Source organism: Mucilaginibacter lacusdianchii, assembly GCF_009770985.1.
Taxonomy (GTDB): Bacteria; Bacteroidota; Bacteroidia; order Sphingobacteriales; family Sphingobacteriaceae; genus Mucilaginibacter; species Mucilaginibacter lacusdianchii.
The window spans coordinates 135,012-150,010 of record NZ_WSRW01000003.1 but is presented as its reverse complement, the minus strand read 5'-3'; the positions used below and the strand labels follow the sequence as shown (position 1 = coordinate 150,010).

8 protein-coding genes are annotated in these 14,999 nt (G+C 44.7%); 1 reads left to right on the top strand and 7 read right to left on the bottom strand.

Translation table 11 applies throughout. From position 1 onward, the window contains the following. The first annotated feature begins 1 nt into the window (after position 1). Positions 2–2,191, top strand: a complete 2,190-nt coding sequence (locus GPM24_RS14250) for a glycoside hydrolase family 3 N-terminal domain-containing protein (RefSeq protein WP_233268849.1) — start codon at positions 2–4, stop codon at positions 2,189–2,191. Between the two features lie 74 nt (positions 2,192–2,265). On the opposite strand, the gene GPM24_RS14245 is transcribed toward GPM24_RS14250, so the two are convergent. Genes GPM24_RS14245 through GPM24_RS14215 form a run of 7 tightly spaced genes read right to left on the bottom strand, consistent with a single transcriptional unit; the run spans position 2,266 to position 14,996 of the window. Continuing rightward, positions 2,266–4,833, bottom strand: coding sequence for a family 20 glycosylhydrolase (locus GPM24_RS14245; RefSeq protein ID WP_158827477.1), 2,568 nt, complete (start codon positions 4,831–4,833; stop codon positions 2,266–2,268). A 32-nt stretch (positions 4,834–4,865) separates the two neighbouring features. Further along, positions 4,866–7,172, bottom strand: a complete 2,307-nt coding sequence (locus GPM24_RS14240; RefSeq protein WP_233268848.1) for a GH92 family glycosyl hydrolase — start codon at positions 7,170–7,172, stop codon at positions 4,866–4,868. 22 nt (positions 7,173–7,194) lie between these two features. Further along, complete coding sequence (locus tag GPM24_RS14235) at positions 7,195–8,340, bottom strand: exo-alpha-sialidase (protein WP_158827476.1); 1,146 nt, start codon at positions 8,338–8,340, stop codon at positions 7,195–7,197. Further along, positions 8,337–9,431, bottom strand: coding sequence for a family 10 glycosylhydrolase (locus GPM24_RS14230; RefSeq protein ID WP_158827475.1), 1,095 nt, complete (start codon positions 9,429–9,431; stop codon positions 8,337–8,339). The genes GPM24_RS14235 and GPM24_RS14230 overlap by 4 nt, the downstream gene beginning before the upstream one ends. Then, a complete protein-coding gene (locus GPM24_RS14225; RefSeq protein WP_158827474.1) occupies positions 9,428–10,549 on the bottom strand; it encodes a carbohydrate-binding family 9-like protein in 1,122 nt (373 codons plus the stop codon). Before GPM24_RS14225 ends, GPM24_RS14230 begins: the two co-directional genes overlap by 4 nt. A gap of 15 nt (positions 10,550–10,564) precedes the next feature. Continuing rightward, a complete protein-coding gene (locus GPM24_RS14220) occupies positions 10,565–12,685 on the bottom strand; it encodes an alpha-L-fucosidase (protein ID WP_158827473.1) in 2,121 nt (706 codons plus the stop codon). 4 nt (positions 12,686–12,689) lie between these two features. Then, positions 12,690–14,996: a family 20 glycosylhydrolase gene (locus GPM24_RS14215; protein WP_233268846.1), complete on the bottom strand. Its 2,307-nt coding sequence runs from the start codon at positions 14,994–14,996 to the stop codon at positions 12,690–12,692. Between the last annotated feature and the right edge of the window lie 3 nt (positions 14,997–14,999).

Here is a 14,999-nt window from a genome sequence, read left to right as displayed (position 1 = left end):
CATGAATTTTATGTTTTTAAGTAAAAAGAAGCGCATTCTATCCCAAGCGCTTTTTGTTACCTGTTTAACTGCTGCACATACTACTTATGCGCAAAACAAGCCCTTATACAGGGACGAAAGCCAACCCATCGATGCACGTGTCAAATCGCTATTGTCTGAGTTAACTTTACCAGAAAAAGCGAATTTGCTGGGTTATAACAGCCAGGCAGTACCCCGTTTAAATATACCGGCTTATAACTGGTGGAACGAAGGTTTACACGGTGTAGCAAGAGCCGGCCAGGCAACCGTGTTTCCGCAAGCTATTGGCATGGCGGCTACTTTTAACCCTGATTTGCTTAAACAAGTAGCTACCGTAATATCAACCGAAGCTCGTGCCAAATACAACCTAGCCATGCAGCAAGACCGCCACTTGCAATACATGGGACTAACGTTCTGGTCGCCCAACATTAACATATTCCGTGACCCGAGATGGGGCCGCGGACAGGAAACTTATGGAGAAGATCCATTCCTGACGTCACGCATGGGCGTTGCCTATGTCAGTGGTATGCAAGGCAACGATCCTAAACATCTGAAAGTATCGGCAACAGCCAAGCACTTTGTAGCCCACAGTGGCCCCGAGGCCACACGCGACGAGTTCAATGCCATTGCTGATGAGAAAGACTTACGCGAAACCTATCTGTATGCATTTAAAAATTTGGTTGATAACGGTGTTGAATCGGTGATGACCGCATACAACCGGGTAAACGGCGAACCCAATTCTACCAGCAAAAAGTTGCTTAACCAGGTGCTATTAAAAGAATGGGGCTTTAAAGGCCATGTGGTTACCGACTGCGGCGCTCTGGATGATATTTATTTACGCCACAAAGTACTGCCCAACGCCGTACAGGTAGCGGCAGCCGCTATTAAAGCAGGTATCAGCTTAGATTGCTCCAGCATTTTACAAAATGACGTTGAAAATGCGGTAAAGCAAAAGCTGATTACCGAAAAAGACGTAGATGTTGCGCTGGCCAAAATTTTAAGGACCGAATTTAAGCTCGGATTTTTTGACGAGAAGAGCCATAGCCCCTACTACAGCTATGGTGCCGACAGCATCAACAATGCTGCGCATACGGCACTGGCACGTAAGGTGGCTGCACAAAGTATGGTACTGTTAAAAAATGCAAACAACATTCTTCCACTTAAACCCAACACCTACTCCAGCATTACCGTGCTGGGCACCAATGCTTCTTCGCTGGACGTACTGGCTGGTAGCTATCACGGTGTAAACAGCCACATGGTTGATTTTGTGGAAGGTATTACAGGCGCTGTCGGTTTGGATACACGTGTAGAATATGACTTGGGATCAAACTACAGCGACACTACACATTTTGGCGGCATTTGGGCAGCCGGCAACAGCGATTTAACCGTGGCAGTAATTGGCCTGTCGCCAGTACTGGAGGGCGAAGCGGGTGATGCGTTTTTGTCTCCTACGGGTGGCGATAAGCCCAATTTAAGTTTACCTGCAGGTAATATATCTTTCATCAAAGCATTGCGTAAAGGCAACCCTAAAAAGCCTGTTATTGCCGTTATTACAGGCGGCAGCGATATAGATATTAGTACCATTGAACCGTATGTGGATGCTATTATTATGGCCTGGTATCCCGGTCAGCAAGGTGGTAATGCTTTGGCAGATGTTTTGTTAGGCAAAGTTTCACCTTCCGGCCACCTGCCACTTACTTTCTACAAATCAACCAATGATTTGCCGGACTATTCATCATACAGCATGAAAAACCGCACATACCGGTATTTTAACGGCGCAGTGCAATATCCTTTTGGCTTTGGTTTGAGTTATACCACATTTGGCTATGACTGGAAAAGTAAGCCTAAAGATCGATATACAGCTACCGATAATATCAGTTTTACGGTAAACGTAAGTAACACCGGCCAAATGGATGCCGACGACGTCGTGCAGGCTTACATTAAATACCCTAATGCCGAACGTATGCCGCTGAAAGAACTAAAAGGTTTTAAACGGGTAAGCGTAAACAAAGGGCAAACCAGCGAAGTATCTATTGAAATTCCTGTAAAAGAATTATTGAAATGGGATTTAGCTAATCACAAGTGGAAGCTTTACCCTGGCCAGTACCAGGTGGTAATTGGCAATGATTCGCAAACAGAAAAGCTTAGCAGTAGCTTTACCATCGGTAAATAACTATCCGTTACGCCATAAAAAAAGGTCTGCAAAATTTAACTTGCAGACCTTTTTTATGGGTTATTAACCAACCGTTAGTTCGTTATAGCAACAGACCGTCCGCCACGGCCAGCAGTATTAAATACTCTGAACTTATATGTTCCTTTTTGGGTAAGCGGCGCGGTGTAAACAGGGCTGGTTACAGTTGGTTCGGCCCCGTTAACAGTATACCTTATAGTCATACCCGGAAATTGCACATTCGCTTTTACAGTGCCTTTTTCAGCAACAACACCAGCGGTTGGTATACGGTATTGAAAACCCTGACTTACATAGTTCAATTTGGGCAGTTCGCGTTTTCCTAATATATTACAGAACCTGCTCCATGCGGTAGCGTAAAGCTCATCCGATTTTGCACTATCTGTTTCAACTGCCCAATCCGGATCTTTGGCCCACGCACGCTCGGCCAATCCCAGCATTTTAGGCAAAAGCAGGTATTCCATCCGCTCGCTGCCTTTGGCTTCTTCGCTCCACAACTGTCCTTGTATACCTACAATATTAGCTTTGCCAACATCGGTAAGCTTCTCTTTTTTAGCCCAAGCCGAAGCTGATACCGGCGCTCCCATGGCATTTTCCGTAATGTTTTTCAGATAGTTGTAAGGAATGAATTTAAATGGCTTATCAACATCTACGTAGCCACCCCAGTACTGCCCCAGCTCGTAAAAATTCTTTTGGTAAGCCATGTCAAAGTACAGGTTACTCACACAGCCAAGTATTACCGGATAACCGGCATTAGCCAGTTGATATGCCAAATCTTCGGCTCCCCATCCCAATACGTTGTTCCATACATACATATGGAAGTTTTCTTTTGAAAAATCGGGATTAGGAACTTGTTTCTTTACGTTGTTCACAGATACTTTTCTCAAAGCAGCTTCTTCCCAACCAGACACATATAAACCACGGGCTTTTAATATCTGATTTACTTTTCCAAAATAGTAATACCACAGATCGTCGGTGGTTTTGGTATCGGTTGAACCGGCTAACAGTTTTTGCACAGATGGTGATTTGGCCCAAACGCCTGCCGGCACCTCATCACCGCCAAAGTGAATGGTTTTTAATGGTGCACCTGCCTCTTTATACATTTTTATAATCTCATCAGTTACCGTTTCGATAAAATTATAGGCCGCTGGCAGTGAAACATCTATCACGTTATCGTTCCAATGCTGCACAGATGAGTAAACCGATTGATCGTTTAAATCGTGTAGCAGGTAACGCTCAGCTTCGGCCTGCTGACCGGCTTTCATCAGCCGGTTGTAACGGACATCCATCGATTTAATGGCGGCACGTGCATGACCGGGACTTTCAACCTCGGGTATTACGGTAATATGCCGTGCGTTGGCATATTTTAAAAGCGCAATATATTCTGCCTTGCTATAAAATCCACTACCAACACTGTTATTCACATCTGGGCCCGAACCGTATGCAGGTTGCAGGTGATCGGTATTGGTTAGCGTATGGCCTCGTTTTGAACCTACGCTGGTTAACTCCGGCAATGCCGGTATTTCTAACCGCCATCCCTCGTCGTCATTTAAATGCAAGTGCAGTATATTCAGCTTATACATGCTCATTAAGTCGATTACCCTTAAAACTTCTTTTTGAGAATGAAAGTTACGGGCTACATCGAGCATGATGCCGCGGTAGCCGAAACGCGGCTCATCAGCAACACTCACTGCTGCAACACTCAGGCTTTGATTTTTACCTGTCCAGGCTTTTGCAGGCAGCATACTTTTTAACGACTGAATACCATAAAAGGCACCGGCACCCGTACTGGCACTGATAACAATGCCATTTGCATTCACCTTTAACTCATAAGCCTCTGCGCCTAAAGCATCCTTTTTTTCAAATGTGATAGCTTTGCCTGTTACCGACTGGGTTTTAACTGATGATTTAAATATGCCAGCCAGTTCTTTTTTCAGGTAAGCGGCCTCATTAGCAAATACAGCATCAGCATTCACAACTGTATTACCAGTAAGCACAAAAGGTTGACCGCCTTGCTGATAACTAACCGGTGTAGGAAAAACTTGCGGAAGCTCGGCTTCCGGCAAATCTTTAATCAGGGCATTTTCTTGAAACACTGCCTGTGGCGTAACTATGGCTACCCTATCGGCCGGAGTTCGTTGCAGTTGCTCGGGTTTAGTAGAGGGTACTTGGCTAAAATTTTTGATGGGAACCGTAACGTTAGGTGTTTTATCTGCAACGTAATAAAAGCCGTCTGGTGCGTCTGTATAACTTACCACCCAAGCGCCTGCAACAAATGCCACCTGCAAGGTGGCGTTTGTTTTTAATCCGGCAAAGCCTGCTTTAGGCGACATACAAAAGAAATCGCCTTGCAAATGTTCTATTTTCACTGGCCCGTCAACCAAATCGGGCACAATCTGCCTTGCAAAGTTGAAGTAGATTTTCCAGCCGCTTGCCGACATGGCTTGCTTATCATTGTTAGTAAACCGCAGCACCGATTTAAACTGCTGCTTACCGTTATAATTATTTTGCAACACCTCCCACTGTATGCGCAAATTTTGCGCGTTGAATGATGCGGCGCTGTTCGGTTGCGCTTTTACACAAACAGCAGTAATTAATAAACAGGCCAGGAAAAATACTTTCTTCATGCTTTCCAATTATTGGTTGACATTTAAATCAATTATTGTTTTACCGAGTACGGACGATCTTGTGGCGCTTTACCCCAGTTTAAATTAGGCTTGCTACCCATTTCAAATACCAATTCGCCACCCTGCACCAACTCGGCGTGTGTAATATACGATTTCGTATAGTTTTTACCGTTAAGGGTTGCACGCTGTATATAAATGTTATGATTGCTGTTGTTATGTGCTACCACACGCATGGTTTTACCACCTGGCAATTTAATGGCTGCCTCATCAAAAATAGGACTACCAAAAACGTAATTACCATTTGCCGGATTAACCGGGTAAAAACCTAACGAAGAGAACACATACCATGATGACATCTGGCCCACGTCTTCATTACCAATAATACCGTCAGGCTTGCTGGTATAAAAGTCTTTCATGATATACCTTACTTTTTCGGCCGTTTTCCAGGGCTGACCAGAATATGCGTACATATAGGTAACATGATGACTAGGCTCGTTACCGTGTGCATACTGACCAATTAAGCCCGAAATATCGCTTGATGCAAACTTGCCCATATCGCCTTTGGCAATAAATAAAGAATCGAGCTTTTGGTTGAACTTAGCTTCGCCACCCAGCAGCTTAATCAGTCCCTCTACATCCTGAGGTACTAGGAAAGTATATTGCCAGCCATTACCTTCGGTAAAGTCGCCATGCTCGTGTATAGACGTAAACGGGTTGTAAGGCGTACGCCATGCTGTTTCCGACAAACGACCGCGCATAAAGCCTGCTTTCGGATCAAAGTAGTTTTTGTAATACTGACCGCGTTTACTGAAATAAGCATAATCATCCTGCTTACCCAATTTGCGCGCCACTTGTGCTAAAGACCAGTCATCAATGGCATATTCCAGGCCCATCGATACAGACTCGGCCGTACTATCTGCCGGAATAAAACCAAGCTTTTTAACAAAGTTAGTTCCGCGGATATCTTGCATGGCTGTAGTTTTCATGGCTTCGTAAGCCAGGTTAACATCAAAGCCTTTGTAGCCTTTCAAGATAGCATCGGCTACCACAGGTACTGCGCTGTAGCCAACCATACAATAGGTTTCGTTAGCCATCAAATGCCATACCGGTAAGCTGCCTTGCTGCTTGTAAATGGCCAGCATGGTGTTAATCATATCATTCACACGCTCTGGCTGCAAAACCGTATACAGTGGGTTGGCACCCCGGTAAGTATCCCACAACGAGAATGTAGTCAGGTTATTAAAACCTTCTTTTGAATGCACTTTTTTGTCGGTTCCCCAATAATCACCATTATGATCGTTAAAGATAGATGGTGCAATCATGGTATGATAAAAAGCGGTATAAAAAACACGCTTCTTATCTTCGTCGGCTGTTTTCAACTGCACTTTTTGCAGTTCTTTATTCCAGGACGCATCTGCATCTGCTACGGCCTTGTTGAAATTCCAGCCTGGTAATTCGGCCTTAATATTGGCCAAAGCGTTTTCACTGCTTACCGGAGAGATGCCTACTTTGATGTAAATTTTCTCGCCTGCTTTTGTTTGGAAATTTAATACACCTTTTACTCTTTCACCTTCTAATTCGTTGCCTGATTTAGACGTTGTGGTATCATAAACCACAAAGTTTTTGATAGGCTTAGAAAGTATAGCGGTAAAATAGATACGCTGATCTTTAGCCCAACCTATCGAGTAACGATAACCGGCAATGGTAGTATCGTTAATTTGCTTGATATAAGTTTTGGCCGGACGGTCCCAACCTATACCCTGCTGCAAATCGATGATGATGTGTGCATCTTCTGATTTTGGAAACGTGTATTCGTGAAAGCCTACACGTTGTGTGGTAGTTAAACGCACGTCAACATTATAGCGTTTCAGCTTTACGGCATAATAACCGGCACGGGCTGTTTCCTGCTTGTGGCTAAAGGTGGAGGCATAGCCGCTTTGCATATCTTCTACCGTACCTTTCATCACCTTAAGTTGCCCGGTTGTAGGCATGATGGATACATCACCCAAATCACCGATACCGGTACCACTTAAGTGCATGTGCTGAAAGCCGATGATGGTGGAATCAGATATGTGATAACCCGAGCACCAGTCCCAACCATCTTTTCCTTTAGCTGGACCCAATTGTGTAGGGCCTAATTGCACAGCACCAAAAGGAACATTAGCTCCTAAAAACACGTGACCGTGAAAACCAGTACCAATATAAGGGTCAACATATTTGGTTAAACTGGCAGCGGGCTTTTGCTGACTATAGGCCACCTGCCCCAGTCCTAAACCACCCAACATTGCCGCCATAGGCAACAGCAACATCTTTTTTTTCGTAGATAAAAAACTCATCATATTTATAAAATGAACAACCAGTTTAATGAAGCTGGTTAAGTTTAAAACGTAAAACTTCTATTGATTCTTTTTGACGGGATATAATTATATACATATATCCGTCTTTTATTATAGTGTGCGGATAGCCATACTGCCCGCCTTTCCATAATCCTTCTTTTTTAAGCTTGTAGATTTCATCACTGATAACGTAATCATGATTGAACTGCTTACCATCATTAGAAACACTTAGCACTAAAGGATTGCGGTCGTAATGATGCAACGTATCAGGTATACCTACGTAATATACGCGACCATCGGGCAAGTGACCAAAATGAAACTTGCTGTCGTTATCGCTAAAGGTAGTTTCAACCGGTTTTGACCAGCTTGCGGCATTATCCTTACTTTCGGTTAACCACAATTTGCCTTTCCAGCCTTTACCCGTAACGCGAAGCAACATGTGTATCACGTTGTCTTTGGTTTGAAAGAACGAGCCTTCGCATAATGGCGGAAAACCATTCTTTTCGGCCGGAGCGTAAAAAGCAGACGGGTTATCCTGCGTATATAAATCGGCGCTGTAAAAGCTGTTCATCTTCCACCCCGACAAACCAGTGGGATCATCCGTGTAAGGGAATGAAAAGTTACCGCTGATTAATAGTCTGCCGCTGTTCAATTGCTGCGGCCCGTGGTTAGGGATTAAAGGCACCTGCATGTTGATGGGGGCACTCCAGTGCTCGCCGTCGGTACTGGTTTTCGCCCACAATTTAGTTTGGGTACGATGTACGGTATACTCGCCGTAATAAGCTACCAAAGTACCGTTATGCTGATACATGCCTGCTGCGGTGAGCACGTTCAAGGTATCGTTGGTTTTAGACGGAACAGCCAATACAGCCGGTGCCGACCAATGTTTAAAATCTTTAGATACTGCATACACTACACGCTGCCCAGGTGAATCTTCATCCTTGATACCGTTTGACCACAAGGCAATCAGTTTACCTTTAAAGCTAATGATAGAAGCGTGATGCGAATACAACCAGGTATCGTCCGGCGTAAATATCATGCTGCGCTCTATTTGTAAATGCGGTAAGCCTTGCTCGGTAGTGTAGCTGTTAGTAATGACAGATTTTTGTGCATGTACCTGCATGGCAGCCAACATAAATAAGAACCAACTTAACCAGTACTTTTTACTCATATGGTATTTTGGCTGCTTGCCGTTGCCGATTTTAAAGTATCCAAAATATCCTGCGGCGGATTACCAAACAGAGATACGCCTGCGGCCCCATGCTGAAGCGCCAAGACGATGCCTTTGTGCAATTCTTCATTATTTTTAAAATCCGGCAAGTACAGGCCTGCATATAATGGGAATCGCCCATTCAAAAAGTGTACGCCTTCGGTTACGGCATCGCCTATCCACTCTACTTTCTCTTTATAAAATCCATGATAGATCATCGGGCAAATGCCGTTCAGGTTCCAGTTGGTCCAATCTTGCCGTACATTGCGGCGGGCAATTTCGGGTGTTGGGAATACGGCAGCCGTAATAGGCTTTTTGTAGCTGTTTGCCACCAAAGCCAGGTTGTTTACAATGTTATTAACGGCATTGTATCTAAACAACCGCCATGAAAGACTGGCCTGTGGGTATTGAATATCATTAATATCGGTGCCGCGCCATGCCTTAAATTTGCTGCGGCAAACATCGCAGTAGCAATAATCATATTCGGGCAGTTCACGCGTTTGGTCTATGCCGTATTTATCCCACAAATTCACGGGCAGTATTACATCGCAAAAACGGATATAATCCAGGTGAATGCCATCTACATAATCTTTTTGCAGGATGCTGCTTACCTGATCTTTTAAGTACTGTAGCACTTCGGGTTTGGATGGGCAAAGCCAGCGGTAGTAATCTACATATGGCGGCTTATCGGCACATGATTCACCTTTGTGGTTAATAGCATACCATTCAGGATGTGAACTGAGTAATGTTTTCTCGCCACGGTTCATGGTCCACATCCAGCGGTGCGCTTCCAGCTTTTGGGCCTTTGCCGCACGAAAATGCTTCTCGCTGTCGGCTTCAAAGAATACGCCACGCACACCCGCTTCATAGTATTGCTTGTAGCGCGTAGCCAGTTGTTCTTCTGTATCTTTTACGTCGGGATTAGTCCATATCCAGTGCTTAGGCGCTTTCTTTTTCGCCAGGGAGATATCTTTACTTATGCCTTTAAAAGGTTGGGCGGCTGCAGCTACACCTAGTAAACTGGTGGCTACAAAACTTCTTCTGCTGGTCATGGTTTCAATTTTTGATTTTCAACTAATCCTTCATCATTAATACTGATAGCTGGCTGACCAGCTACGCTAATACTGGCTTTAAACTGCTGGCTCGTAGCTTCGAGCGTCAAAGTATTTTTTTGATTACCAATTACCGGCGCAGCATTTATACCTAATTGGACTAAGCTAGTGGCATAACGCTTATTCTTCTGCAAATATTCTTTTTGCCGGTAATATACCAGCCAAAGCCATTGTCTTTGCTGCTCGGCATAAGGCAAGCTAAATGTGACGTCCTGTTTACGTGTAAACTGCAGATATCCCCAACGCTCAGGATAGTGCATGTTAATTACCCCTTGCGGCGACCATACCCAATTTTCTTCCGGCAAATCGCGTCCGTTGGTACCTTTCAGCTTAACGTTTTTGTTGTCCTCAACCTTGGTATGCCATTCTACCCTCGAGAAATTAATACGCCAGGTAGAGCCCTCTTCTGGCACGGCAACGGGGAATCCCATACGAACCTCTTTTAACGGAATAGCCATTTCCGCCGTCCAGCCTTCGTCTTTATCAGCCGGGTTGTTCAGTGTGCCTTGAATTTGTACGCCACTTTTTAAGCCTCTAACATCCCATCCAATCAGGGCATCGCCACCATTACGGTAAGGCTTGGGTAAATACAGGTCGAATATTTTATTAATAGCGTTAATCTCTATCTCATAGTATTGGTGAGTATTATTATCCGGATCAATAAAAATTTCAAAGTCGTTATCTTTAAAAATAATATCATCGTGGTGCATTTGCGTAGCCCATATTTGCGGCTCCTGTAGCTTTGCGGCTATAAATAGCGTCGAATCATTCCACAGCATTTTCACCTGTGTTTTAAATTCAGGCAGCGGCCTTTTGGTGCCTTCAATGTCAACAAAATCTGTCGTCCACGGTGCACTTTGCCAAGCCAGTTCGTTTAAGTTACCATCCATAGACAATGCAGCATCGGTATGTTTTACAACATAATTTTTAGGCGTGGTAAACAACAGATCAAGCCCTTTAAAATTCTGCTGGGCAGATGCAGCACTACCTGCCAATAATAACAGCAGACTTAAACTACCTTTTAGAAACCCGCTTGTGCGTTGATGTGTGAATTTCATTTATTTCGATTTCAATTATTTTTTCGTGATGAGGCCAATTTCAGCCGCAGTTGCCCCATTGCCCGCAATTACATGCAAGGCCTTAAACTGAATATAACGCGCCGTAACCGGCTGTTGCAATGCAACAGTTTGTTCAATTGGGTTAGCCTTGATATTTGAAAATTCTCCGGTGGCTACCTGTTGCCATTCTTTACCGTTGGTGCTTACCAAGAACGCATAACGGTCTACTAATCCGGCTACTGATTTATCTTGCCGCGGCAAATAGGTAAAAGCGCTTATGTTTTCGGCCTTCCCTAAATCAATGCTCAGCTGAGCTGGTGCAAAGCCTTTAGTGGTATCGGCCTGCAAGGTGCTCCATAATGAATTGGTTTCATCTATTGCATTCTCCGGCCTTCTACCAGTGGTTAATTGTTCTGTAGATAATATATGCCATGCTGCTTTGCTTAAGCCTAAAGTAGCCGTAGCAAGTTCACTTTGCTGTGTTCCATCTACCGCTATGGCCTTAACCGTGCCACCATCAGGCATTTGGAAAGATGATGTATAAACAGGCGACTGCAATGTAGGCTCGCTACCGTTAAGTGTATAATGAATGGCCGAAACGGGCGCTGAGGTAGTAATAATTATCGCCCCTTCACGGCTACGGCTAATAACCGGTGCTGTTAAATGTGCAGGCTCTTTATACAAACCAAAATCGCTTAAGGCTATACACACCGGCGAACCGGTGATACGCAGGCGCACTTTAGCAGCCGTAACGTTTCGCGGCAACCTGATGAGGCGGTTAGCGCCAATGCTGGTAGCTGCGGCAATCTGCTTCCATTCGCCATTGTAATAAACGTCTACCGCAAAATTTTCAATACGCTGGCCCAGCTTAATATTTTCGCGCAGGCGGATGACATTAAAAGTTCTGATTCCTTTTAAGTTAAATATCAACTCTGGCGTTTTCACATCGTCGTCGGTTGCCCAATAGCTGTAGCGCCCGGCATCCAGCAAATACTGCGGACCAAATTTGCTACTGTTATTTCCGCGTACATTACTAGCCTCAACCTTTGCACCGGCAGCCAGGTTCACAGCAAAAGTTTGTTTAAGCAACCGGCCAAATTGCTGCAACGATTGAACGTCTTCAGTATCTAACAAACCTTGCTGATTAGGCGATAAACCCAAATCCAAGCCTGCTCCTCGCCCTACACTTTTATAGTACAAATCCAACAGTTCATAAGGTGATTTTACCTGACTGTTTTGGCTGGCATGATAAAACCAGCCCGGCCGTAAGGAAACATCACATTCGGCAGGCATCCAGTGCTTGCCATGCCGGGTTCCTTCTATTCCTAACTCATATTTAGTATAACCGTTAGCTGGCTTTTTGCCTGCATCTGGCGCTTGCGGATCGTAAGTCGCCCAGCAGGTTTCCCCGGCATGGCCTTCTTCGTTACCTACCCAACGCACATCGGGCCCAACATCGCCAAAAAGCGCAGCATCGGGTTGTAATTTGCGGGTGATGGCCCAGGTTTGCGGCCAACCGTAATAAGTAGTTCTGTCTATTTTACGCACTTCGCGGGTACCGCCGTAAAATCCGTCGCCGCCATTGGCCCCATCATGCCATGATATAAACAGCTTGCCGTAGCGGGTGTATAATTCTTTAAGCTGGCTACGGTAAATGTCTACATATTTGGCTTGACCATAATAAGCACTGTTACGGTCCCAAGGCGAACAGTATAAACCCAGCTGCATACGCAGCTTTTCGCAGGCCAACTGATACTCTTTCACTATATCGCCTTTGCCTTTGCGCCAATTACTTTTGCTGATGTTATGCTCAGTGGTTTGGGTTGGCCATAAACATAACCCATCGTGGTGTTTGGCTACCACAACCACCCCTTTAAAACCGCCGGCTTTAGCAGCACCCACAATTTGAATAGCATCAAACTTTGCCGGATTAACCAGCTTCGGGTCTTCGTCGCCGTATCCCCATTCCTTGTTAGTATAAGTATCTACCCCAAAATGGATGATGCAATACATCTCCATTTCGTGCCAGTTAAGCTGCGATTGCGATGGTAATGCACCATAAGGTGCAGGGGTACTTTGCCCGTAACCTGTTATCCATTTAGCTGCCAGTGCAGCCATTACAACCCACTTTTTCATTAGCTTAATGTTTTAACCAGTTGGCCGGTACAGTTTGCAGCGGAGAACCGTTTACGCTGTATTTTAGCTTCAGCGTGTAACCGCCGCCACCTTCTACAAAACTCAGTTCAACCGGTTGCAACCCTTTTTTAAGAGCCACTTGGCCGCTTTTTTCGATAGGTGCATGCCAGCCATCATTGTCTACCGTAGTATGGCCGGCTACTTTAAGTATGCCGCCATCATCGCAGGTTAAGTAAAAACTGTAAATACCATCCTGCGGCACATTAAAATAACCCTGATATCGTAAACCAAAGCTTGGCGCAGTTACTGCTTTAGGTACATTTAAGCTATCTACAACAAAGCTTTCTTTCGGTTGTGCGCTAGCCATCAGTGTTGAACTTTTGTACTCGCCGGGATAATAACTGCACAATAAGCCATTTTTCACATCTGCTTTTGCAGTAGGCTCAGCCAGTGCTTGCTGGGTATAATGCAGATTATACAAATCGCCGGCAATACCATTCGCTTTAAACGCAGCTAAACGGATATAACTTGTTTTTGAAATAGTAAGCGGCGCAGTCAGCTCTGGAGATTTAATAGTAGGCACACTGCCATCGGTAGTGTAATGTATAGTCGTATTAGGCAATGGCTTTTTCAAATCAAGTACCGTTTTATCAATAAACACACTTTGCTCTACTAACCCGTCAAAATCGGGCAAACGGTAGTTTACATTCAAGTTCCCTAAACGCTCGTATTGCGAATTCAAACGCACCTGGTATGAGTCGTAATTATGATCGCGCGACCACAGATTTTCGGCCAGCGCCGTCATGCGGGGCATGTACATATAATCGGCGCGGTTTTCAGAAGGAATGTACTCAGTCCATAAGTTGGCTTGTGCGCCGATAATGCCTTTGGCCTCTTTGTCAGTAAGTCCCTTTGGTATCGGATTGAAATGATAAACGTTATCGACAGAATTGCGGTCAGGAGGCGTATCAAAATACAGCGGGTTACCCGGCGACATAATGACCTGGTTGCCGTTTTTTGCAGCCTCAACCGGTGCTTTAGGCACCCATACCCGCCAGTACATCACCAACGCGGTTGGACTGATACCGCCTTCCAAAACCTCATCCCATCCAATAAGCTTGCGCCCTTTGGAGTTGAAGTATTTTTCCATACGATTGATGAAGTAGCTTTGCAAACCGGCCAAATCTTTAATGCCTTCTTTTTGCATAAAAGCTTTACACACTTCTGATTTTCCCCAATCGGTACGGTCTACCTCATCGCCACCTATATGGATGTACTTAGACGGGAATATGGCCATAATCTCGTCAAAAACATTCTGTGCAAATTCAAAAGTGGTTTCGTTGCAGGGGCAAATAGGTTTGGTAAACAGTTTGCCCCATGAGTTTTCGCCATTGCAAGTTAAAAATGGATACGAATTGATAGCCGCCATCATGTGGCCGGGCATATCAATTTCGGGGATGATATCAATGTGACGGGCGGTGGCATAGGCTACCACATCCTTCATTTGCGCTTGTGTGTAAAAACCGCCGTAAAGGGTTTTGCCATTTTTGTGAATGATGTGCTTAGTATCGATTACAAAATCGGGATTATCCACAGACTTTTTCATACACACCGAATCCTGGTTATTAAAGGTGCGCCATGCGCCTTCCTCAGTAAGTTTTGGATATTTTTTTATTTCTATGCGCCAGCCCTGATCGTCTGTAAGGTGCAAGTGAAATTTATTAAACTTATACAACGCCAGCAGGTCAATAAACTTTTTAAGGTAAGCTATCGAAAAAAAATGCCGGGACACGTCCAAGTGCATTCCCCGCCAGGCATATACCGGTGCATCTTCAATATTAAGTGCCTGTAATGATAATTGACTGGGTAACGTTTGCTGCTTATTTTCAATATCTGCCGGTAACAACTGGCGTATGGTTTCAACCGCACGAAACATGCCTGCGCCGGTTTTAGCCTTTACTACAATTTTTTGTGGTGTAATTTGTAAGCGATAACCTTCATCTGCCGTAATCGTAGCATCTTCAATAAATTGAATAACATTTTTAGCCGATGCCGCACCACCTGTTTTAACCGTTAGCTTATTGTGCAGCAATTCGTTTAGCAAATCGGCTTCCTGGCGGTATCTACCGGCTGGAGTTGTGATAACCGTTTGCGCATTGATAACGAACAGCCCGGTACTAGTAGTTAGTTTTTGCGGATAAGGCACCAGTGGAAACCGTGTTGACACATCCTGCGCAGCTACTTTAACAGCCCCTGCTAATGCAAACATTGCGGCAACCAGCGCTATTTTACGGCTTAAAATATTTTTCATGAT